Source organism: Streptomyces sp. NPDC048411 (assembly GCF_040704695.1).
Lineage (GTDB): Bacteria > Actinomycetota > Actinomycetes > Streptomycetales > Streptomycetaceae > Streptomyces.
Map to the genome: position 1 here is coordinate 1 of NZ_JBEZKL010000084.1, position 21,337 is coordinate 21,337.

Annotated in this window: 24 protein-coding genes and 2 pseudogenes; 9 read left to right on the forward strand and 17 right to left on the reverse strand. The window is 70.0% G+C overall.

All coding sequences use genetic code 11. The features are described 5' to 3' along the window. Positions 1-182: 182 nt before the first annotated feature. Together AB0915_RS25660 and AB0915_RS25665 are read right to left on the reverse strand one after the other, a co-directional pair. A complete protein-coding gene (locus AB0915_RS25660; protein ID WP_366693312.1) occupies positions 183-1,148 on the reverse strand; it encodes a zinc-binding dehydrogenase in 966 nt (321 codons plus the stop codon). Between the two features lie 264 nt (positions 1,149-1,412). Then, positions 1,413-2,636, reverse strand: coding sequence for an NADP-dependent malic enzyme (locus AB0915_RS25665; RefSeq protein ID WP_366693313.1), 1,224 nt, complete (start codon positions 2,634-2,636; stop codon positions 1,413-1,415). Between the two features lie 523 nt (positions 2,637-3,159). Here AB0915_RS25665 and AB0915_RS25670 point away from each other — a divergent pair. Genes AB0915_RS25670 through AB0915_RS25680 form a run of 3 tightly spaced genes read left to right on the forward strand, consistent with a single transcriptional unit; the run spans position 3,160 to position 5,859 of the window. Then, positions 3,160-4,122 (forward strand): ABC transporter substrate-binding protein, encoded by a 963-nt coding sequence (locus tag AB0915_RS25670; protein ID WP_366693314.1) that lies wholly within the window; start codon positions 3,160-3,162, stop codon positions 4,120-4,122. A 28-nt stretch (positions 4,123-4,150) separates the two neighbouring features. Beyond that, positions 4,151-5,101: an amino acid ABC transporter permease gene (locus tag AB0915_RS25675; protein ID WP_366693315.1), complete on the forward strand. Its 951-nt coding sequence runs from the start codon at positions 4,151-4,153 to the stop codon at positions 5,099-5,101. After that, positions 5,098-5,859 (forward strand): amino acid ABC transporter ATP-binding protein, encoded by a 762-nt coding sequence (locus AB0915_RS25680; RefSeq protein WP_345510388.1) that lies wholly within the window; start codon positions 5,098-5,100, stop codon positions 5,857-5,859. Before AB0915_RS25675 ends, AB0915_RS25680 begins: the two co-directional genes overlap by 4 nt. A gap of 78 nt (positions 5,860-5,937) precedes the next feature. On the opposite strand, the gene AB0915_RS25685 is transcribed toward AB0915_RS25680, so the two are convergent. From AB0915_RS25685 to AB0915_RS25695, 3 genes are all read right to left on the reverse strand, one after another. After that, the gene (locus AB0915_RS25685) at positions 5,938-6,702 is read right to left on the reverse strand and encodes a hypothetical protein (protein ID WP_366693316.1); all 765 of its coding nucleotides are present in this window, start codon (positions 6,700-6,702) and stop codon (positions 5,938-5,940) included. Beyond that, a complete protein-coding gene (locus AB0915_RS25690; RefSeq protein ID WP_366693317.1) occupies positions 6,699-7,187 on the reverse strand; it encodes a SigE family RNA polymerase sigma factor in 489 nt (162 codons plus the stop codon). Before AB0915_RS25690 ends, AB0915_RS25685 begins: the two co-directional genes overlap by 4 nt. A 183-nt stretch (positions 7,188-7,370) precedes the next feature. Further along, positions 7,371-8,132, reverse strand: a complete 762-nt coding sequence (locus AB0915_RS25695) for a class I SAM-dependent methyltransferase (RefSeq protein ID WP_366693318.1) — start codon at positions 8,130-8,132, stop codon at positions 7,371-7,373. A gap of 95 nt (positions 8,133-8,227) precedes the next feature. Here AB0915_RS25695 and AB0915_RS25700 point away from each other — a divergent pair, with 95 nt between their 5' ends. Beyond that, complete coding sequence (locus tag AB0915_RS25700) at positions 8,228-8,857, forward strand: CGNR zinc finger domain-containing protein (RefSeq protein ID WP_366693319.1); 630 nt, start codon at positions 8,228-8,230, stop codon at positions 8,855-8,857. Here AB0915_RS25700 and sodX read toward each other — a convergent pair. Next, the gene (gene sodX, locus AB0915_RS25705; RefSeq protein WP_366693341.1) at positions 8,761-9,165 is read right to left on the reverse strand and encodes a nickel-type superoxide dismutase maturation protease; all 405 of its coding nucleotides are present in this window, start codon (positions 9,163-9,165) and stop codon (positions 8,761-8,763) included. The genes AB0915_RS25700 and sodX overlap by 97 nt on opposite strands. Before the next feature lie 196 nt (positions 9,166-9,361). On the opposite strand from sodX, the gene sodN reads away from it, so the two are divergent. After that, positions 9,362-9,757 (forward strand): superoxide dismutase, Ni, encoded by a 396-nt coding sequence (sodN, locus tag AB0915_RS25710; RefSeq protein WP_266981604.1) that lies wholly within the window; start codon positions 9,362-9,364, stop codon positions 9,755-9,757. 7 nt (positions 9,758-9,764) lie between these two features. Here sodN and AB0915_RS25715 read toward each other — a convergent pair. Continuing rightward, positions 9,765-10,013, reverse strand: a pseudogene (locus AB0915_RS25715) (tyrosine-type recombinase/integrase); the annotation flags it as partial. A 249-nt stretch (positions 10,014-10,262) separates the two neighbouring features. Between AB0915_RS25715 and AB0915_RS25720 the strand changes: the two are divergent. Beyond that, positions 10,263-10,469 (forward strand): annotated as a pseudogene (locus AB0915_RS25720) (IS630 family transposase); the annotation flags it as partial. 225 nt (positions 10,470-10,694) lie between these two features. After that, the gene (locus AB0915_RS25725; RefSeq protein ID WP_366693320.1) at positions 10,695-11,267 is read left to right on the forward strand and encodes a hypothetical protein; all 573 of its coding nucleotides are present in this window, start codon (positions 10,695-10,697) and stop codon (positions 11,265-11,267) included. Positions 11,268-11,647: 380 nt separating this feature from the next. On the opposite strand, the gene AB0915_RS25730 is transcribed toward AB0915_RS25725, so the two are convergent. Next, positions 11,648-13,114, reverse strand: coding sequence for an MFS transporter (locus tag AB0915_RS25730; RefSeq protein WP_366693321.1), 1,467 nt, complete (start codon positions 13,112-13,114; stop codon positions 11,648-11,650). 100 nt (positions 13,115-13,214) lie between these two features. On the opposite strand from AB0915_RS25730, the gene AB0915_RS25735 reads away from it, so the two are divergent. Beyond that, the gene (locus tag AB0915_RS25735; RefSeq protein WP_366693322.1) at positions 13,215-13,826 is read left to right on the forward strand and encodes a TetR/AcrR family transcriptional regulator; all 612 of its coding nucleotides are present in this window, start codon (positions 13,215-13,217) and stop codon (positions 13,824-13,826) included. Between the two features lie 87 nt (positions 13,827-13,913). On the opposite strand, the gene AB0915_RS25740 is transcribed toward AB0915_RS25735, so the two are convergent. From AB0915_RS25740 to AB0915_RS25755, 4 genes are all read right to left on the reverse strand, one after another. Next, complete coding sequence (locus AB0915_RS25740) at positions 13,914-14,825, reverse strand: NAD(P)H-binding protein (RefSeq protein WP_366693323.1); 912 nt, start codon at positions 14,823-14,825, stop codon at positions 13,914-13,916. After that, on the reverse strand, positions 14,822-15,166 hold the full coding sequence (locus AB0915_RS25745; RefSeq protein ID WP_366693324.1) for a DUF952 domain-containing protein: 345 nt from the start codon (positions 15,164-15,166) through the stop codon (positions 14,822-14,824). Before AB0915_RS25745 ends, AB0915_RS25740 begins: the two co-directional genes overlap by 4 nt. Before the next feature lie 238 nt (positions 15,167-15,404). Further along, a complete protein-coding gene (locus tag AB0915_RS25750) occupies positions 15,405-16,409 on the reverse strand; it encodes an NAD-dependent epimerase/dehydratase family protein (RefSeq protein ID WP_366693342.1) in 1,005 nt (334 codons plus the stop codon). Positions 16,410-16,501: 92 nt separating this feature from the next. Next, positions 16,502-16,684, reverse strand: coding sequence for a hypothetical protein (locus tag AB0915_RS25755; protein ID WP_366693325.1), 183 nt, complete (start codon positions 16,682-16,684; stop codon positions 16,502-16,504). A gap of 173 nt (positions 16,685-16,857) precedes the next feature. Here AB0915_RS25755 and AB0915_RS25760 point away from each other — a divergent pair, with 173 nt between their 5' ends. Then, complete coding sequence (locus AB0915_RS25760) at positions 16,858-17,313, forward strand: group II truncated hemoglobin (protein ID WP_366693326.1); 456 nt, start codon at positions 16,858-16,860, stop codon at positions 17,311-17,313. A gap of 19 nt (positions 17,314-17,332) precedes the next feature. Here the strand turns inward: AB0915_RS25760 and AB0915_RS25765 are convergent, their stop codons facing one another. The 5 genes from AB0915_RS25765 to AB0915_RS25785 form a co-directional block, all read right to left on the reverse strand. After that, a complete protein-coding gene (locus tag AB0915_RS25765; RefSeq protein WP_366693327.1) occupies positions 17,333-17,692 on the reverse strand; it encodes a GntR family transcriptional regulator in 360 nt (119 codons plus the stop codon). 2 nt (positions 17,693-17,694) lie between these two features. Continuing rightward, the gene (locus tag AB0915_RS25770; RefSeq protein ID WP_366693328.1) at positions 17,695-18,666 is read right to left on the reverse strand and encodes a DUF1648 domain-containing protein; all 972 of its coding nucleotides are present in this window, start codon (positions 18,664-18,666) and stop codon (positions 17,695-17,697) included. Between the two features lie 128 nt (positions 18,667-18,794). Continuing rightward, complete coding sequence (locus AB0915_RS25775; protein ID WP_366693329.1) at positions 18,795-19,463, reverse strand: DUF6304 family protein; 669 nt, start codon at positions 19,461-19,463, stop codon at positions 18,795-18,797. 67 nt (positions 19,464-19,530) lie between these two features. Beyond that, entirely contained in the window at positions 19,531-20,127 is a 597-nt protein-coding gene (locus AB0915_RS25780; protein ID WP_366693330.1) for a GNAT family N-acetyltransferase, read from the reverse strand. A 125-nt stretch (positions 20,128-20,252) separates the two neighbouring features. After that, the gene (locus AB0915_RS25785) at positions 20,253-21,296 is read right to left on the reverse strand and encodes a family 2 encapsulin nanocompartment cargo protein polyprenyl transferase (RefSeq protein WP_366693331.1); all 1,044 of its coding nucleotides are present in this window, start codon (positions 21,294-21,296) and stop codon (positions 20,253-20,255) included. Between the last annotated feature and the right edge of the window lie 41 nt (positions 21,297-21,337).

The following is a 21,337-nucleotide window of genomic DNA, read 5'->3' on the forward strand; positions in this document are numbered from 1 at the left end:
CGGACGGGCGCCGACGCCATGGAGTGCGCGGGGCGGGGGGCATGCCACCTGGCATGCCCCCGGCACGTCCACCACATCGCTACCCCGCCTTCGGCTGCCCCTCGGAAGCGCTGGGCGCGCATGGCGGCAGATCTCAGCAGCAGGACCGACGCATCATCATCTCCGCGCCAGAGAGTGGCACTTCAGGACGTGGTGAGTACGATCTTTCCGAACTGGTCGCCCGAGGCGAGCCGCTCGAACCCCTCGCGGGCGCGGTCCAGCGGCAGCACCTCATCGATGACGGGCCGCACTCCGGTCGTCGCACAGAACGCCAGCAGGTCCTCCAGCTCGTCCTTGGACCCCATCGTCGAACCGACGACCTTCAGCTCCAGGAAGAAGATCCGGGTCAGCTCGGCATGCGAGGGCCGGTCGCCGCTGGTCGCGCCGGAGATGACCAGGGTGCCACCGGGGCGCAGCGACTTCACCGAGTGGGACCAGGTGGCCGCGCCGACCGTCTCGATGACGGCATCGACGCGCTGCGGCAGCCGCGCGCCGGGCTCGTACGCCTCGATCGCACCGAGCTCGACGGCCCTCTTGCGCTTGGCCTCGTCGCGGCTGGTGGCGTAGATCCGCAGCCCGGCAGCCTTACCGAGGACGATCGCCGCGGTCGCGACACCACCGCCCGCGCCCTGGACGAGGACGGAATCACCGGGCCGCACTCCGGCATGGGTGAAAAGCATCCGGTACGCGGTGAGCCAGGCGGTCGGCAGACAGGCGGCCTGCTCGAAGGTGAGCTCCTTCGGCTTGGGCAGCACATTCCAGCTGGGGACGGTGACCTGCTCGGCGAAGGTGCCCTGGTAGCGCTCGGTGAGGATGGACCGGGGCTCGTCCGGGCCGACGCCGTGTCCGGTCTGGCCGATGACGGAGTGCAGGACGACTTCGTTGCCGTCCTCGTCGATCCCGGCTGCGTCGCAGCCGAGGATCATCGGCAGCTTGTCCTCGGCGAGGCCGACGCCACGGAGCGACCAGAGGTCGTGATGGTTGAGGGAAGCGGCCCGGACATTGACGGTGGTCCAGCCGGGGCGCGCCTCGGGGGCTGGGCGCTCGCCCAGCTCAAGGCCGGTGAGGGGGTGGTCGCGGTCGATGCGGGCTGCGTAGGCGGCGAACATGGCCCTGACACTAGGCGCGAGGCGGGTGCGGCGGAACCGGCGAGGGATGTGACGTGGCCCGCGTGGCCGTACCCGGGGCGCGGGGGACCGTTCGACCACGCCGGCGTTCGAGGCATGGGGCCAGGGCCCGGGCGCGGGAAGGGGCGGGGCGGGGCGACGGTCCGCCGCAGGCGTCCCGCACCCCCCACCCCGCCCCTCATGCCCCTCCCGGCAGGCTTTGCCCCGTCGCGGGGCAAACACTGCCAGTCACAGCACTGGCTCACCTCAGCGGCGCGCCACACCCTCCGCGCGTGCCGCCGCGGCAACCGCGGCCGTCACCGCGGGAGCAACCCGCTCGTCGAACGGCGAGGGAATCACGTAGTCCGCCGCCAGTTCGTCCCCCACCACGTCCGCCAGCGCCGTCGCCGCGGCGATCTTCATGCCCTCGGTGATGCGGGACGCCCGCACCTGCAGCGCACCGGCGAAGATGCCGGGGAAGGCCAGCACATTGTTGATCTGGTTCGGGTAGTCCGACCGTCCCGTCGCCACGACCGCCGCGTACTTGTGCGCGATGTCGGGGTGGACCTCCGGGTTCGGGTTGGCCATGGCGAAGACGAACGCACCGGGCGCCATCGACGCGACCGCCGCCTCCGGCACCGTACCGCCGGAGACGCCGATGAAGACGTCCGCGCCGACCAGTGCCGTCTCCAGCGGACCGGAGATGCCCGCCTTGTTGGTGATCTCCGCGAGCTCACGCTTGACGTCCGTCAGGTCCTCGCGGTCCCGGCTGACGATCCCCTTGCGGTCGGCCACGGCGACGTCACCGAGCCCCGCCTCCAGCAGGAACTTGGCGATGGCCACCCCTGCCGCCCCCGCACCGGAGATGACGCCGCGCAGGTCGCCGAGGGTCCGCCCGGACAGCTTCGCGGCGTTGCGCAGCGCTGCCAGGGTCACCACGGCCGTACCGTGCTGGTCGTCGTGGAAGACCGGAATGTCGAGCCGCTCCTGCAGCCTGCGCTCGATCTCGAAGCAGCGGGGCGCCGAGATGTCCTCCAGGTTCACCCCGCCGAACGACGGTGCGAGCCGGACGACCGTCTCCACGATCTCGTCCACATCGGTCGTCGCGAGCGCGATCGGCACCGCGTCGACCCCGCCGAACTGCTTGAAGAGGATCGCCTTGCCCTCCATCACGGGCAAGGACGCCTCCGGTCCGATGTCTCCCAGCCCGAGCACCGCGGTGCCGTCCGTCACGACGGCGACGACCTGCGACTTCCAGGTGTAGTCGTGAACCAGCTCGGGATTCTCCGCGATGGCGCTGCACACCTTGGCAACGCCTGGTGTGTACGCGAGGGACAAGTCGTCCTTGTCACGCAGCGGGACGGTGGCCTGCACGGCCATCTTTCCGCCGCGGTGGAGCGCGAAGGCCGCGTCGAACGGCTCATCGGTGGCGCTCCCGGTACTGCTGTCAGTCGTGCTGTCGCTGCGAGGATTGACGATCTCCGCTGCCATGGTGATGACCCCTTAAGTCTTCTTTGTCTGAGGGTGGCCACTCCTGGTTGAGGAGGGGTGGGCGGGCACCGCGTCCGTTCCCTGCACTGAGCGGTTGGCCCGCTCCGGCAGGGGGAGGTACGTACGCGCGGGCGCGCCGCACACGCGCCCTGAGCCCCGGATGAGGGGTGTAAAGGTCTTTCTTACCGGACAGACCGCATCCCGGACGAGTTCACATCGACGCGGTGACGTGCCTCATAGTCGGATATCTGGACAAGTCGACTAATCAATCAGATATCCGTCCACCAGTCGAGACGCGCCGAAGATTCTCCGGCCGGAAGAAGAAAACCCCAGAGAAGCTCCAGTTTGATGTACCGGCCTGCTGAGGTTCGGGGATCGCCCGTTACCCGATTTTGACATGACTGGCCCCCTGTTTGGGCTAGTCCGAATGGCAAGATGCCGTAACCATACGAGGCGGCGACATCCGACGATGTGTGCCATACCGCCTGGCAACTCCACCCTCACCCGCCGGAGGAACCCGATCATGACCGCTCGCACCACCCGTCGTACGACCGCAACGTCCCGGATTGCAGCGGTCTGCGCCATCGCGGTCGCCGGCACCATGCTGCTGACCGCCTGTGGCGACCAGACCAAGAGTGGAACGAAGGCGTCCGAGTCGCCGAAGAGCGCCTCCGGGGCGTCCTCCCCCGCCGACCTCCTGCCGCAGGACATCAAGGCCAAGGGCGTCATCAAGGTCGGCTCGGACATCGCGTACCCGCCGGTCGAGTTCAAGGACAAGTCCGGCAATGTCGTCGGCATCGACCCCGACCTCGGTGCCGCGCTGGGCAAGGAGCTCGGTGTGCGCTTCGAGTTCGAGAACGGCACGTTCGACACGCTGATCTCGGGCCTGCGCGCCAAGCGCTACCAGCTGGCGATGTCGGCCATGACCGACACCAAGGACCGCCAGGAAGGCATCGACTCCGGGACGAAGAAGAAGGTCGGCGAGGGCGTCGACTTCGTCGACTACTTCAGTGCCGGTGTCTCGATCTACACCAAGAAGGGTGACGACAAGGGCATCAAGACCTGGTCCGACCTCTGCGGCAAGAAGATCGCCGTGCAGCGCGGCACCGTCTCGCACGACCTCGCCAAGGCCGAGGCCAAGAAGTGCGCGGGCGGCAAGACGATCGCGATCGAGTCGTACGACACGGACCTGGAGGCCCAGACCCGGCTGCGCAGCGGTGGCGTCGACGCCGTCTCCTCCGACTTCCCGGTGGCCGCGTACGCGGTGAAGACCTCGGGTGGCGGCAAGGACTTCCAGATCGTCGGCGAGCAGGTCGAAGCCGCTCCGTACGGCATCGCCATCGCCAAGGGCAACGACCAGCTCACCAAGGCCGTCCAGGCGGCCCTGGACGCGCTGATCAAGAACGGCGAGTACGGAAAGATCATCGCGAAGTGGGGCGTGGAGGCCGGAGCGGTCACCGAGGCCAAGATCAACGGCGGATCCTGACCGGGACCTGTACGGAAAGGCTTCACCTGTGACTGACATCGAGAAGACGGGCCCGGCCGACAAGCCGCCCGTTCCCCCCGCCCCGTCGGCCGGACCGGAGGCGATCAAGGCCATCCCGGTCCGGCACTACGGCCGGTACGTCTCGGCGGTCATCGCCATCGCCGCGCTCGTCGCGATCATCTACGCCTTCTCGCAGGGCAAGATCAACTGGGGCGCCGTTCCCGACTACTTCTTCGACGACCGGATCGTCAGGGGTGTCGGCCAGACCCTGCTGCTGACCGCACTGTCGATGGTCATCGGCATCGTCGGGGGCATCCTGCTCGCGGTGATGCGGCTGTCCAAGAACCCGGTGACCTCGTCCATCGCGTGGTTCTACATCTGGTTCTTCCGCGGCACCCCGGTCCTGGTCCAGCTGTTCGTCTGGTTCAACCTGGGTCTGGTCTTCGAGTACATCAACCTCGGGCCGATCTACAAGGACTACTGGTCGAGCTTCATGACGCCACTGCTGACGGCGCTGCTCGGCCTGGGCCTCAACGAGGCCGCCTACATGGCGGAGATCTGCCGTGCCGGTCTGCTCTCGGTCGACGAGGGCCAGACGGAGGCGTCGCACGCGCTGGGCATGAGCCACGGCAAGACGCTGCGGCGCATCGTGATCCCGCAGGCGATGCGGGTGATCGTGCCGCCGACGGGCAACGAAGTCATCAACATGCTGAAGACGACGTCGCTCGTGTCCGCGGTGCAGTTCACCGAACTGTTCCGGTACGCCCAGGACATCGGATCGTCGTCCGGAGCCCCGGTGGAGATGTACTTCCTCGCCGCGGCCTGGTACCTGATCATGACGTCGGTGCTGACCGTGGGCCAGTTCTACCTGGAGCGGTACTACGCGCGCGGTTCGAGCCGCAGCCTGCCGCCGACCCCCATTCAGAAGATCCGGGCCAACCTGCTGTCCCTGGGCCGTCCGTCGGGAGGCATGGCATGACCGCCATGGTGAAGGCCGAGGGCGTCCACAAGTCCTTCGGCGCCGCACACATTCTCAAGGGCATCGACCTGGAGGTCGCCCCGCGGGAGGTCTTCTGCCTGATCGGCCCGTCCGGTTCCGGCAAGTCGACGTTCCTGCGGTGCATCAACCACCTGGAGCAGATCAACGCCGGCCGGCTCTATGTCGACGGCGATCTGGTGGGCTACCGCCAGAAGGGCGACAAGCTCTACGAGCTCAAGGACACCGAGGTCGCCCTGAAGCGCCGGGACATCGGCATGGTGTTCCAGCGGTTCAACCTCTTCCCGCACATGACGGCCATCGAGAACGTCATGGAGGCCCCGGTGCAGGTCAAGGGCGAGGCGAAGGCCGTCGCCCGGGCCCGCGCGGAGCGGTTGCTGGACCGGGTCGGCCTGGCCGACAAGGCGAAGAACTACCCGTCGCAGCTCTCCGGCGGTCAGCAGCAGCGGGTGGCGATCGCCCGCGCACTGGCCATGGAGCCGAAGCTGATGCTCTTCGACGAGCCGACGTCGGCGCTCGACCCCGAGCTGGTGGGCGACGTCCTGGACGTCATGCGCGGGCTCGCGGAGGACGGCATGACGATGATCGTCGTGACCCATGAGATGGGCTTCGCCCGGGAGGTCGGCGATGCGCTGGTCTTCATGGACGACGGGGTGGTGGTCGAGTCGGGCCACCCTCGCGACGTCCTGACGAACCCGCAGCACGATCGGACGAAGTCGTTCCTGTCGAAGGTGCTGTAGCGGTACGGGCAGAGCACGAGGGCGGTACGGACTCCGGTCCGTACCGCCCTCTCCCGTATCCCCGTATCCCCCGCCGGGCTACTTCTTCGGCTGCAGCTCCGGGCTCAGCATCAGCGTGCGCAGCTGGGCGCGCGTGAGCGGGGTGTTCTTGAGCAGCGGCCCCTGCGAGGTGTCGGCCCGGAAGCCGGTGCTGTCCCGGACGGCCAGCATCCCGCCGTCCTTCATGGTGAGCCGGCCGACGAGTTCGAAGCCCCACTTCGGCGTACCGCCGTAGTTCATCGAGTCGCTCCAGATGGTCAGCACCCGGCCGTCCGGCAGTTCCTCGCGTACACAGTCGGTCGGGCGCGGCCCGGTGGCCGGCTTGCAGATGTTGTCGGCGGGCTCGAATCCGCCGGACTTCTTGCGGACCGGATCGCCGCTCATGGCGCCGATGACGAGGTAGCCGACGCCCCCGTCCCTGCGGACGGCGTACTGCCCGTCCAGCGGCCCCTCCAGATGCTCCTTGGCCTGCTGCGGGGTCGCGTGCTTGATGATCACGGCGAGTGAGACCTGCTCGACCGAGCCCACCCCCTTGGGCAGCAGCTCGACGAGCTTCTTCGCCCGGCCGCTGTTGCCGGCCGGTTCGGCGGGCGCCGCCACCGAGACCTGCTCCTCCTTCGGCTGCGCGGTCAGCCCCGGGACCGCGACCGCTCCGGCCGTGACCACGGCGAACGCGGCCGCCGCGACCGTGGCCCGGCGCCGCCACCGCACCCGGGCGGCCTTCGCGTACACCCCTTCGGTGCTGATGACCGGCTGCCCCGCGTGCTCGGCGGCCCGCCCCAGCAGCTCCCTGACGTCGCTCATACGTATTCCTCCGCCATCTCGGCGCGCAGCGCCGCCAACCCCCGAGCCGCGTGGCTCTTGACCGTGTTCTCCCGCATCCCGAGCATGTCGGCCGTGGCCTCGACGCTCAGGTCCTCCCAGTACCGCAGCACCAGAACGGCCCGCTGCTTGGCCGTGAGCCGGGCGAGGGCCGCCCGCACCGCAAGGCCGGTGTCCGTGTCGAGCGACTGGCCCGCGCGTTCCGGCAGTTCGCCGTACACCTCCTCGCGCCGCCAGAACCGGCGGCGGGCGGCGATGAAGGTGTTGACCAGCGTCTTGCGCGCGTACGCCTCGATGTTGTCCAGCCGCCCGTGCCGCCGCCCGCCGAGCACGACCTTCACGAGGGTCGACTGGACCAGGTCCTCGGCCTCGTGCCGGTCACCACAGAGCAGATAGGCGCTGCGGAACAGTGCCGTACGTCTGCCCTCGACGAAGGCGTGCAGCGCGGCTTCGTCATCGATCCGCATCGTCGGCGCCCCTTCCCGGGTCCGCGGGTGCGGACCGTCTCACCCTTCCAGTGCGCCAGGGTGCGCGGCGGGTTGCAGCAGGCGCGGAAAAAGTTCGGGGCGGTACGGACCGGAGTCCGTACCGCCCCATGTGACGCATGGTGCCGTAGCTGTCGTCGTGCGCCCACCAGGGACTACGAGCCCTTACTTCACGGCGAGCACCAGGGCGTCCGACGGGGAGGCCCAGACGGCCCGTGCCTCGCCGAAGCCCGAGGCGCGCAGGGTGTCCGCGTGCCACCGCGCGGACGGCATGTCGCCGTCGGCGTGCTCGCCGTAGATCTCGTACCGCTCGACGGTCGGTCCGGCGAGGACCGGGTCCTTGGCCGCGAGGGCCCACCAGTCCGCCCAGTCGAGGGCGCCTGCGGCCTTGGCCCGGTCCATCCCGGCGTGACGGTGGGCGCGTTCGGCCGCGTTGATACGGGGGGTGTCGGTGTCGATCATGTGATCGGCGTTCATGAACACCCCGCCGTCCCTGACGAGTCCGCCGAGTTGCCCGTAGAGCGTGGCGAGCGGTTCGCTGTGCAGCCAGTGCAGGGCGGTGGCGGTGAGGACGGCGTCGTAGGTGTCGTCCGGCAGCCGGTCGACCCAGGCGCGGTCCTTGAGGTCGGCCGTGACGAAGGTGACGCGCTCGTCGCCGGCGAAGGAGCCGCGGGCGATGGCGAGCAGTGCCGGGTCGAGGTCGACGCCGGTACTGGTCGCCTCGGGGAACCGCTTGAGGAGCCGGTCCGTAATACTTCCCGTACCGCACGCGAGGTCGAGCACCCTCGGCCGGGGCCCGACGAAGGCCTCGACCATGTCCAGCATCACCCGGAACCGTTCCTCGCGGTCGGGCATGTACCACTCCTGCTGCCGGTCCCAGCTCTGCTGCCAGGCCTGCCAGTCAGTGCCCGTCGATGTCTCCGTCACCCGAACCCCTCCACTACGTAATACCCTCGAAGCAGAAACGACCGTTACATCGGTCCCCGTGCCCAGACCCTAGACCGACCCCGTAAGGACTACAAGTGGAACTGGCCTATTACTCGGACTATGCGGTGCGCCTGGTCAACACCGAGGAGCCGGCCCGCAACAAGGACGTCCTCACCTCCGTCGAGGCGGTCCGCGATCTGTTCGGCGCCAACAAACAGGCGGCGAGGCGAGCCACCGACGCGGACGTGACCCGCTTCCGGTCGGTACGGGCACGGCTGCGCGCCGTTTTCGAGGCGGCCGACATCGGCGACGAGACGCTCGCCGTCGACCTGTTGAACTCGCTGCTGCTGGAGTTCCCGGTCAGCCCGCAGATCTCCGGCCACGACACCCGTGACGCGGACGGAAAACCGGACTGGCACATGCACCTGGCCGACCACCCCTCGAACGCGACGGCCGGCTACGCCGCCATAGCAGCGATGGGTCTCGCCTTCCACCTCACGTCGTACGGGGTGGACCGGCTCGGGCTCTGCGAGGCCGCGCCCTGCCGCAACGCGTACCTCGACACCTCGACCAACCGGTCCCGCCGCTACTGCTCGGACCGCTGCGCGACCCGCGCCAACGTGGCCGCCTACCGGGCCCGCAAGCGCCTGGAGACGAAGCGCGCCGCCGACACCGGCCGCAGCGCGGAAACCGCCCAGGCCAGCACCGCGCGAACCGAACGCTGATCCTTCCTCAGCGGCCGGTAGCGGGCCCGGACCCGGGCCAGCACCAGCTCTTCGGGCACCGTCCCGTAGTCCGTGCTGTCCCCGCCCGCGAACGTGTTGTCGGCCAGCACCCACCAGCCGCCCGCGCGGCGCTCGGTGGCCCGCTTGACGACCAGCAGGTCCTGTTGGAACGGGTGGCGCAGGACGACCACGTCACCGGGGCGCACCGGCGCCCCGTACTGCACGAGCAGCCAGTCCCCGTGATAGAGCGTGGGCACCATCGACGGCCCCGTCACCTCCACCACCTGGAACGGCAGCCGTCCCGCCATACCCCGCACGGGCTCCTGCGCCAACTCCGGTACCTCCGGCATCCCCGGCACCTCCCCGGTCCGTTCCGTGCATTCGACTACTCGTCCCATACTCACCCTGGACTTTTGGCCTAAGCCCATGGGGGCACCCACGAAAACACGTCCCTCACGGAGTAATGTCCCACCTGAGAAGACGATCACGAGGAAGGACAGCTCAATGCTTTCCCGCCTGTTTGCCCCCAAGGTGAAGGTCAGCGCCCACTGCGACCTGCCCTGCGGCGTGTACGACCCGGCCCAGGCCCGCATCGAGGCGGAGTCCGTCAAGGCCGTCCAGGAGAAGTACCAGGCCAACGAGGACCCGCACTTCCGGGCCCGCGCGGTGGTCATCAAGGAGCAGCGCGCCGAGCTTGCGAAGCACCACATCTCGGTGCTGTGGAGCGACTACTTCAAGCCCCCGCACTTTGAGAAGTACCCGGAGCTGCACCAGCTGGTCAACGACGCCCTCAAGGCGCTGTCGGCCGCGAAGGCCTCCACGGACCCGGCGACGGGCCAGAAGGCGCTGGACTACATCGCCGAGATCGACAAGATCTTCTGGGAGACCAAGAAGGCCTGATCTTCGATCATGCCGCTTGACCTGCGATTTTTTTGGTCGCCTGGTCTACCTGTCCGCACCCGGTCCGCAGGCCGCCGAACACGGCGTCCATCACGGTCCGGGTGCGGTCTTTTTCGCCCGGCCACAGGTGCGCGTAGATCCGCAGCGTGATGGCGGCGGAAGCGTGACCGAGCACCAGCTGGATCTGCTTGACGCTCGCCACGCCGGCGATGAGGGCGGAGGCGAAGAACAGGCGCAGGTCGTGGGTCACCATGTGCGTGAAGTTCTGAAGTTCCCCGGGGAACTTCAGTGGAGCGAAATCAAATGACGGACGAGGTCGCTGATTACCGCTACCTCTGGGACGGTTCCGAAGAGGGCTGGGTTGTCGTCCGGACGAAAGCGGCGCTGGGCACCACCTTCAACACCAGCACGCGCATGGCCCTCCTCATCGAGGACAACGCCGTGTACGCGTACGCGTCCGCGAGATCGATGACGACGAGGGGCAGCGCCTGTTGCGGCCTATCCCTGGAAGACCTCCCGCGACCCCGACTACGCCGCCAAGAAGGCCCGCGTCGAGCACCTCTACGCGATCGCCGACGGCGAGGTCATACCCGAGGACGGCGATCCCGACGCCGTCTTGTGCCTGGACGAGTTCGGCCCGCTCAACCTCCAGCCCCACCCCGGGAGACAGTGGGCCGAGCGCGGCAGACGGCACAAGGACCCCGACCGGGATCCCAGTGATCGCACAGACTCACGAGCTCTCACCTGCCTCCCATGCCAGTGCATCCCCTTCCCGACCACAAAACATCGTCGGCACGGAAATCATCACTCCGTGCGCATTCCTCTTCCGGCCGGGCGTGTTGCCTGCTCCTGCCGTCACCGTATGTATCGCCGGGCCGACATGGTCAGGACACGGCCCGACTGTCATGCAGGACCCGTACACGGAAAAGGAATCACGATGGCCAACGAACTGCACTACGCAGACCGGATCCACCTGCAGAACCTCTACCAGGGAGACGGGGGCTACCTGGACACCAACGGCAGCTCCAACCTCGCGGGGGCCAAGTACGCGGTCTCCACCGCCACGGTCTCCAACCGCGGAGAGGGGACGGGCACCTGGGAAATCGTCTCCGGATCGTGCAAGAAAGCCGGCGACATCGTGCTGAGCGGGGATGTGGTCTACCTGCGCAACCTCTACCTGGGCAACGGCGGCTACCTGGACGTCAACGGCCAGGCCACTTCTACGCAGAAGACGTACGGCGGTCTCTTCGACGTGAGCACGGCCTGGGGCAAGGACCGTGACGAGAACAGCAGCCGCTGGCAGATCTTCGACCAGTCGGCGTCCCCGCAGGACGGTGCGGTCCGCTTCAATGACACCGTCCAGCTGTGGAACACCTACCACGGACGGGGCGGCTTCCTGGAAACGAACCACACCAGCTCCGCCGCGGGCGCGCGCTTCGACGTCGACACCAACGCCTACTCCAACCGTGGCAGCAGCAACGTCACCTTCTGGAAGGTCCTCCAGGCGTAGACCCCAGGGGGCAACCCGTCCCGTCCGAGGGGTTTTATGGTGAAGGGACGGCCGAAACCATTGCAGCTGGTTTCGGCCGCCCCTTCCGAATATACGCAGCCACCCCGGTGGTCGCCCACTTCAGTTGGGAACAGCCACTCGTGCCGTGCGCGAACAAGCTCATTTCGATTGCCACGGACCAGCTCGTACGACCGCGCACCGACCATCAGCGGGAGCCGCGCCCCCGATCCCCGGATACGGCCGGGCATGCGCGAAGACGACGCCGAGTACCGCACTTGGATCGGCCACACGACCACCTGCGCCACCTGTCGCGCCGGGGCCCCGTGCCCGACCGCCATGGGGCTCGGCGGCTCTCCGGTCCGGCGGGACCGTCCGGGCGGTCACCGGCCGGTGGCTCCCGCACGCCGCCGCGTTCCCAGGAACGCGCCCGCCAGCAGCGAACCCGTCAGCACCAGTGCGGAGTTGACCAGGATCGCGACCGTGACTCCGGACAGGACGCCGGTGGGTCCGGTGTCGCCGAGCGAGGCCATCCGGGCGGCGGCGACGGCGCTCATCACCGGGATGCCCATGGTGATGCCGACCTGCTGGGTCATCGTGGCGAGGCCGGTGGCCAGGCCCTGTTCGGTGTCGGGAAGGCCGGAGGTGGCGGTGACCATGAAGCCGACGATCATCACCATGTTGCCGATGCCGCCGATGAAGGTGACGGCGAGGAGCAGCCAGATCCAGGCACTGGAGGTACCGAGGGCGACCAGGGTGAGCGTGGCGGCGGCCTGGACGATGCCGCCGCCGACGATGGTGGTCCGGGTCCCGTGGCGGCCGACGGCGCGGCCGCCGAGGGCGCCGCCGATGACGGTTCCCAGGCCCAGGACCCCGAAGGCGAATCCGGTGGCCAGGGGTGAGTAGCCGAGAACTTCCTGCAGGTAGAGGGTGAGGAGGAAGACGAGGGAGGTCTCGGTGGCGAAGGCGATCAGTCCCGCCGCGTTGCCCCAGATGACGCTGCGTCGCCTCAGGATCCGTACGGGTACGAGGGGCGTCGCGGCCCGCTTCTCGACGAACCAGAAGGTGACGAGAAGGGCGACGCCCGCGAGGAGTGCGGCCAGAGTGGTGGGGGTGGTCCAGCCGGTCTCGCCGGCCTGGGTGAGTCCGTAGACGAGGGCGAGGAGTCCGCCGGTGACGGTCACGGCGCCGGGGATGTCGAGCCTGGGCCGCTCGGTGGGGCGCGAGTCGGTGATGACGGACGGAGCGAGAACGAGGACGACCAGGGCGACGGGGGCGTTGATGAAGAACGCCCAGCGCCAGGAGATCAGGTCGGTGAGGAGTCCGCCGAGAATGGCTCCCGCGGTGAACCCGGCCGACATCAGGGCGCCGTTGAGACCAAGGGCGCGTTCGCGCAGCGGGCCCTCCTTGAAGGCCGTCGTCAGCAGGGCGAGCCCGGCCGGAGTGACGGCCGCGGTGGCCAGACCCTGCAGCACGCGCGCGAAGAGCAGGACTTCGGGCGAGGTGGCGAGTCCACCGAGGAGGGAGGAGGCGCCGAGGACGGCCATCCCGCCGAGCAACAGCCGCTTGCGCCCGACGATGTCCGCGACGCGCCCGAAGAGGAGCGTGAAGCCCGCGGCGGCGAGTGCGAAGGCGGTCGCGATCCACTGGAGGTCGGCGAGGGAGAAGCCGAGCCCCTTGCCGACGACCGGCAGTGCGACGTTCAGGATCGAGAAGTCCACGGCGATCATGAACTGGGCGCCGAGAAGAAGGGTGAGGACGAGCTTCTGCCGCCCGGTCATGCGGCTCCCGGGCTGCGTGGAGGCGGCGGCTTCGACCGTCGGCGACGGGGTTGTACTGGGTGCGGACATGAGTGCCTTCCTCAGGCAGGAGTTTTAACGGTTCCGTGGTTCCGTTAAGGTGGGATCACCGTAGCAGGAGAAGCCCGTCTAATGGAACTGGAGACCCGTTATGACTTCTGAGGGTGTGGAGCCCGGCACCGTCCGGCCCGGTGGACGTACCGCCCGGGTCCGGGAATCCGTCCTGCGGGCGGCGGGCGACGCCCTGGTCGAGCACGGCTTCGACGGCCTCGACCTCGCCGATGTCGCGCGCCGTGCGGGGGTCGGCAAGACCACCGTCTACCGGCGCTGGTCCAACCCCACCGGCCTCATCGCCGATCTGCTCGACGACATGGCCGAGCAGTCCTCTCCCCGTACGGACACGGGTTCACTGATCGAGGACCTCAGGGCCAATGCGCTGCTCGTGGTGAAGACCCTCACCGACGCGCGCCAGGGCCCGCTCTTCACGTCGGTGATCGCCGCGGCGACGTGCGACCCGCGCACCGCCGAGTCCCTGCACCGCTTCTACGCGATCCGCGTCGAGGAGTGGGCGGGCTGCGTCACCGCTGCCCTGGAACGCGGCGAGCTACCCGCGGGCACGGACCCCGACGAGGTGATCCGCGCGGTCTCGGCCCCGCTCTACTACCGGCTGCTGGCCAGCGGCGCTCCCCTCGACGCGGCGGCCGCCGACCTCGCCGCCGAGGCCGCGGCAGCCGCGGCGCGGGCAGGCGTGTACGTGAGGTGACGCGGTGCGCGCCGGGCGGGGGCTGCGCCGCGCTTCCTCACCACACCGGTCCGGTCCGGCCGGTGTCCCCGCCGGACCGCCGGGAGTTCAGTCGGTCCTGAGCAGGTGCCGGTAGCTGTCCGGATGCTCCCGGAGATACGTGGCCAGGTTCTGCGCCTGGCGGCCGGTCAGACGCGGTACGGCGTCCGAGACGGTGGCCATCTCGCCGGCCGCGATCGCCTCGTACGACGTCACCCAGCCGGCGACCTCCCAGTCCGCCGCGCCGTACTGCGCCCGTGACGCGTATGCCTCCTCCCGGGTCTCCGGGTGGTAGGTGATGGCCCGTCCGGTGGCCCGGCTCAGTTCCTCGGCGGCTTCGGCGAGGGTGAATGCCTCCGGTCCGGTGAGGTCGTAGGTCACCCCGTCGTGGCGGGTGTCCGCGTTCCCGGTGCCGGCCAGCAGGACGGCCGTCGCCGCGTCCGCGATGTCCTCGTGCGCCACCGCCGCGACACGGCCGTCGCCGCCCGGGCCACGCAGCACTCCGTCCGACCCGGTCATCGCCGGGATCCCGGCGAGGTACCAGCTGTCGCGGAGGAAGGTGTAGCGCACCTCGGAGACACGGATGTGCGCCTCGGTGTGCCAGTGGTCGCGGCCGAAGGTGAACGTGGCGTCGGGTGCGGCGCCGAGGAAGGACAAATACACGATGCGTTCGACACCGGCGGCGACCGCCGCGTCCACGGCGGTGGTGTGTTCGCGTACCCGGTCGGGGCTCTCGTGCGCGGAGACGAGGAACAGGGTGTGCGCCCCGGCGAGCGCCCGACGCATGGCCGCCCCGTCGCCGTAGGAGGCGGGTGGAGCGGCGACCGCGCCGGGCAGGTCCGGCAGCCGGGACGGGTCACGGCCCAGCAGCCGCACGGGCACGCCGGCGCGCACGAGCCGCTCGGCGACGCGGCCGCCGACCGCGCCGCTCGCTCCGGTGACCGCGATGATCGGGGCGCCGGTGGGGGCCGTGGTGTTCATGCGGGGCTGCCTTCCTTGTGCGGCCATGGACGCACCTCCACGACCGCGTCCACCGGGACGGGGCCGTAGATGTGCGGAAACTCCTCGCCGCCGGGCTCGAACGACTCGTACCGCACGGGCACGGAGAGCCGCGCGGGGTCGATGACGAGCACCACCAGGTCGGCCGGGGTCTCGGCGCCGTACAGCATCTCGGCCACGCCGGGGAGCTGGTGCGGCAGCGAGCAGTGGATGAAGCCCTCTTCGTGCAGGGTGCGGCCGCGGGTGGACATCTCGTACGTCCCGATCCCGCGGGCCGCCTCCCACAGAGGGCCTTCGGTGAGGTGCAGCAGGAGTTCGGCCATGGGGCCAAACTATCGGCCTCCCCCCGACAGGGAGTGGATCGGCGAGCGGCGTCGTGCGGCTTCGACGGCAAGGCGGAGGAGGAAGTCGAGGCGGAGAGCCTCGGTGACCGACGACAACGCGGCGAGCGGAATCGCAGGGCGTCGGGAGCCCACTCCCTGTCGTGGGACAGCCCTGAGCCGCGTCGGCGCGTTCTCCGGGTGAACGCTTCTGCGACCGCGCGACCGTGCCGACGACGGCTCAGGGCATCAGCAGCTTCGCCTCGGTCTCCGGGTCCAGTCCCACCGCGGGCCGGTCCGGCCGCTGCGGCGCCACGCCGCCCAGCCCGCACAGCCAGTCCCAGGTGTCCGTGACCGTCTCCCCGACCGGCCGGCAGCGCAGCCCGGCCGTGTGCGCCCGGCTGACGTCGCCCTGGTGCATGGTGTCGTACAGCTCGCCCGGCGGCAGCCAGATCGGCAGGTCGCTCCATGGCTCGACGCCCGCCGCGAGGATCTTCTCGGCGGCCGTCCAGCGCAGTTCGGCGCCGGAGCCGGTGGCACGGACACAGGCGTCCAACAGCTCACCCATGGTCGCGTGCCCCGGGCGGCTGACCACGTTGTACGGTCCGTGCAGTCCGTGTTCCGCCGCGTCCAGCAGCCAGTTGGCGAGGTCGCGGGCGTCGATGTACTGGAGCGGGGTGTCCGGTGCCCCCGGGGCCAGTACCGGTCCGCCGCGGGCGATCCTCCGCAGCCACCACGGCAGCCTGCCGATGTTCTCCCACGGCCCGAGGATCAGCCCCGCCCTGGCCAGCAGGGCGCGGTCGCCGAACGCATCGAGTGCGGCCAGTTCGCCGCCGCGTTTGGCCTGCGGGTACGGGACATCCGCCCCGGCGTCCGGCGAGGCCCCGTCCACCAGCGGGCCGTCCTCGGGGAGTCCGGCCGGGGCGGGGTAGTCGTATACCGAACGGCTGGAGACATAGGCGTACTGCCCGGCACGGCCGGCGAGCAGCCGGGCCGTGTCCCGTACGGCCGAGGGGGCGCCGCTCCAGGTGTCGACGACCAGGTCCCAGGTGTGCGCCCCTCCCTCGCTCTCCCGCGCGGCGGCGGCGAGCGCCACGAGTCCGTCGGCGCCGGTGCGATCGCCGAACAGCTCTGTGACGCCCGCCGGGGGTGCGTGACGGCCGCGATGGAACACGGTGACCTGCCAGGCCCGCGCGAGCGCCGCCTCGGTGACGGCGCGCCCGACAAATTCCGTACCGCCCAGGATCAAGAGCCTCATGGGGCCGACTCTGCCCGCAGCCAGGGCAGTTGGGAACAGCTGCTCGCTCTGGGCGGAATCGGCCGGGTCCGGGCGGGAGGTCAGGGCGGCCGCGCAAGGCGGCGGTGGCGCACCAGCCACTGGTGGTACCCGGCCACCCGCTGCGCCGCCTCCCCGTAGGCCGCTTCCGGTTCCCCGTACACCGGACCCAGGCGGGCGACCGCCTCGCCGAGGACGACAGGGAGGCAGCGGTGAGGCAGTCGCCGCGCAGGACGGTGCCGCACGGGGCCGCTCCGCCTGGCGGCCCGGTGCGGCATGCGGGAAGGGAGACGGAACGGGTGAACGGGTGCCCCCGCTTGATGCGCCGACAGCGAACGGTCCCGGCGGGGCCGAGCCCCCTGATGGATGCTGGGCCCGCCGGTCCGCGAGGGTCGGGCCCACCCATGGAGGTACCCGCGTGAGCGAGCGTCCGGAAACGCTGTACAAGGCCGTCGGCGGTATCGACGTACTGCGCCGGCTGAGCAACACCTTCTACGACGAGGCGCTGGCCGACCCGCTGCTCGCCCCTGTCTTCGCGGGCTTCACCCCGACGCACATCGAGCATGTCGCCGTGTGGCTGGCCGAGATCTTTGACGGTCCCGCCGACTACACGGCGAGGCTCGGCGGCCACCAGGCCCTGTTGCGCACCCACCTCGGACTGTCGATCACCGAGCCACAGCGGCTGCGCTGGATGGAGTTGATGACGGCGGCGGTCGACAAGGAGCTGCCGGACGACGAGCTGCTGCGCCGCCGCGTCGTCGAGTACTTCGACTGGGGCACGCAGATCGCACGCGATGTCTCGGCGTCCCCGGCCGACGAAGACCTCGGCGATCCCGGGCCGACACCGCGCTGGGGATGGGACGGCCTGCGCTGACCCCTGCCTGCAACGTCCTTTATGTGTGGTCGAGTTCAGCACGGATCAGGGCCAGCAGTTCGTCCTCCGTCATGCCCAGCTCGCGTGCGTCCGCGACCACCTTGCGTACGTGTTCCAGCAGCCGGGCGCGGTGCGGCGAGGCGCCACCGGTGACGACCGCACCCCGGCCCCGGCGCAGTTCGATCAGCCCTTCCTCGCGGAGCTGCTGGTAGCCGCGGAGCACCGTATGGACGTTGACACCGAGGGACTCGGCAAGGACCCGGGCGGCGGGGAGCCGCTCGCCCGGGACCGCTGCCCCGTCGGCGACGGCCCGGCGGACGCAGGCCGCGATCTGGTCGCCGAGCGGCACGGTGGAGGTGGGATCGACCCGGAAGAGCATGGTCAGTGCCCCGCCCGGCGCCGGTCGATCAGGGTGTTGAGGAGCGCGGCACCGGTCGCGGAGTCGTCGACGGTCACCGCGAATTCCCGCCCGTCCACCAGCCTCGCCACAATCCCCTCGCCTGAGCGGATCATGACCCCAGTCCGTCCGGGCCGGATACGGTAGCCCCAGCCGCCGTACTCCGCAAGGGCGTTGATGTCCCGGCTGGTCGCCGCCTCGATCCGGTCGAGCGGCACCTGGATGCGCGGCCAGGGCAGCATCCCGGAGACGGTGATGCCCCGCCGGTCCACGCTCACGTACGGCCGGGCGAAGCTCGCCGGCATCATGCCGACGATCAGCAGCAGAACAGCGGCGGACCAGTTGCCGACGAAGAAGAGGACGACTCCGAGGACGAGGAGTCCGAGCGAGACGAGCGGCAGCCACCAGCTGTCGGCACTGCGTGCCCATCCGGCGACCTCCCCGTCGGCGAGCACAATGCGTTCTCCGTCCATGGCCTCCGCTGCGCGGTCCGGCTGCTGCGGTACGGGGCCGAGCGCGGCCAGCACGAATCCGAGAGCGGCGGCGAGCGCGCCGGCACCGAGGGCGGCGGCCAGCTGCCACATCGGGAACGACACACCCGGCGCGCCTTCGCCGGCGTCCAGGTTCACGATCAGCACGGCGGCCATCAGATAGCCGAAGAATCCGGCGAAGGCGTATCCCCCGGCGACCAGCAGGCGGTAGGCCCGGCCGGAGAAGTTCTCCTTCACCATCGTGGTGGCCCACAAGGCGCCGGTCACCACGAACAGGACGACGGTGACGAGGACGTACGACGTCCGGCCCACATGGCCGTTCGCCTGCCCGCCGGCCTCGAAGTGGCTGGCCAACTGTCCGGGCAGCCGGTCACGGAACGCGGCCAAGAGGGCCAGGTCGACGATGAGCGCGAGCAGGAACGGCAGGGCGACCAGGATCGCGCGGCCGACATTCTTACGGTTCACTAAAACCTCCTTGTTTGCATGTTAGTAGAACAATGAAGTCTCAGTAAAGCGCTGTGCCCCGCACCGGGAGGGTTCACCCGGTGCGGGGCACAGCGCGTCGCCCGACATGCCGTCGGGCGAGAGAGTGGTCAGGCGTGTTCGAGGGGGAACGCACCGCGGTGTCCGGTCCCCGCGCCTTCCGCCGGGCGCGCCTCGAACTCACGGCAGCTCCAGATCTCCTGGACGAATCCGGTCCGCCGGTCCCACAGGCCGATGACGTCGTCCTCGCCCGCCACCCCCCGGTACGCGTCCTTCGCACCCCGGAAGCAGGCGAGGCCACCGGACAGTCCACGGCCGGGCGCCGGGAAGTAGTCCGAGAACGCGCAGGCGATGCAGGTCTGCAGACGGACTCCGGGCGGCAGGATGCGCTGGATCGTGGCGAGCGCGGTGGCGAAGTCGCACTCGGCCCGGCGTGAACCGTAGACCGCGCCGCCGAAGTGCAGCTCCAGATGGAGATCGGCGTCGGGGCGGCGCAGCGACAGCAGGCAGCTGAGGGTGGCCTGATGGACCATGCCGTCCGAGATCACCGGCAGCGGCAGGTCCCACTCCAGCACGCAGTCGGTGAGCGCGCCGTCCGCCAGGGCGAACATGCCGCTCTCCGGCGGCATTCCGGGGACCGGTCCGAGGTCGTCGAAGCTCTCGCCCTCGAAATCGACGCCCCGGATCCGGATGCGGAGTTGCTGTCCGTCGGTGGTGAGGATGATGGCGTCGGAACCCTGGCGGTCCCGGTACCAGCCTGCCCATGACTCGTCTGTCATGGGCAGGGACTGTAGCCCGTGCCCGCCGGCGTCCCCCTGCCGCCCTCCGCTTGCGTGCCGCGGGGACTCAGCCCGCCTGCGGTTCCCGCCACATGGGCCACATCGCCGGGCCGTCCGGAAGATCCACGGTCGTGCCCATGAAGGTGAACCCGAGCCGTTCGTAGAGCCGGCGGCTGCGCGCGCTGCTCGCCTCCAGATAGGCGGGAACGCCGTCGCGGTCGCAGCGCTCCAGCACCTCGGCGATCAGGGCCGCCCCGATCCCCTCCCCCTGGCGTTCCGGGGACACCCCGATCATGAGCAGGTACTCATGGGCCCGGTCGTGGGGATGGATCGCACCCGTCAGTTTCCCGACCAGCTCGGTCCGCTCGTTGTCGGGGTCCGCGGTCGCCCGCATCAGCGCAGGGGTGGGGTCCTCCTCCGTGGGCGCACCGGCGGGCACCGGCAGCCACAAAGCGACGGCCGTTCCGTCCTCCAGCAAATCGATACGGCCTTCGGCGAGTGTGACGTCGACGAAGACGCCGAGGAACTTTCCATGAACGGCCCGGCGGTGCGCCTCGTCCGGGAAGACCCAGCTGCTGACCGGGTCGTCGTGGAACGACTCGTCCAGGAGCCGCACGACCTGCTCCCGGTCCGCCGCGTCCGCCTGCCGTATCCGTACACCCATGCCCGGCTCCCGCCCTCACTCACCGATGAACTCGCGCGACCTCAACCTACGTACAAAATCCTAGAGTTGACGCCGCACGTGTCCGATGGGAGCCCGGCCGGTCCCCCGCCGCCCCCTCCCTCCGGTCAGTGCGTCCGACGCGTGACGAACTCCGCCAGGGCCAACAGGTCACCCGCCGCGGTCAGGTCGGGAACCGCCCGGGACAGATGGTGGACGGCGCGGGCCATCCGGTCCCCCGCGCAGGCCTGTGCCCAGTCCCGGCCGCCCGCCCGGTCGACGGCATCGGCGGCGCGGCTCACCTCGTCGGGCGTGTTTATCGAGCCCCGGTAGAGCCCGGCGAGTTCGGCCGCGGCCGGGGTGTGGGAGGTCAGTGCGGCGACCACCGGCAGAGACTTCTTGTGGGCGGCGAGATCCGCCCCGACCGGCTTCCCGGTCTGCATCGGGTCCCCCCAGATGCCGATCAGGTCGTCGATGAGCTGGAAGGCGAGGCCCGCCTCCCGGCCGAAGCCGTCCATCGCGCCGACCGCCCGTTCCCCCACCCCCGCGTACAGCGCGCCGAGCGCGCAGGCGCAGCCGAGCAGGGCGCCGGTCTTGGCTGTGGCCATGGCAAGGCACTCGTCCAGCGAGACCTCGTCGGGGCCGCGTTTCTCGAAGGAGCAGTCCGCCTGCTGACCCGCACACAGTTCGATGACGCAGCCGGCGAGCCGGGCCGAGGCGCGCGCCGACACCGGGCGGGAGTCCTCGGCGAGCAGCCGGTGGGCGAGGGCGAGCATGGCATCGCCCGCGATGACGGCGGCCGGGATACCGAAGACCGTCCACGCCGTGGGACGGTGCCTGCGGGTCCGGTCCTCGTCGATGACATCGTCGTGCAGGAGGCTGAAGTTGTGGACCAGTTCCACGGACACGGCGGCCCGCACCGCCCGCTCGGGGTCTCCGCCCAACGCCCTGGTCGCGGCGAGGACGAGCGCGGGTCTGATCGCCTTGCCGGCCTGCCCGCCGGCCGCGGAGCCGTCGGCGTGCTCCCAGCCGAAGTGGTACATCGTCACGCGCCGGATGGATCCGGGCAACGATTCGACCGCGGCCCGCAGTTGTGGGTCTACGAGGTTCCGGGCACATTCCAGGAGCGCCGCGGCCTCGTTGCCCTCGGTGGCGGCGTCCGTACTGATCATGGTCACAGGCTCCCCCTGGGCACCCCCTGACCGGGGTGCGC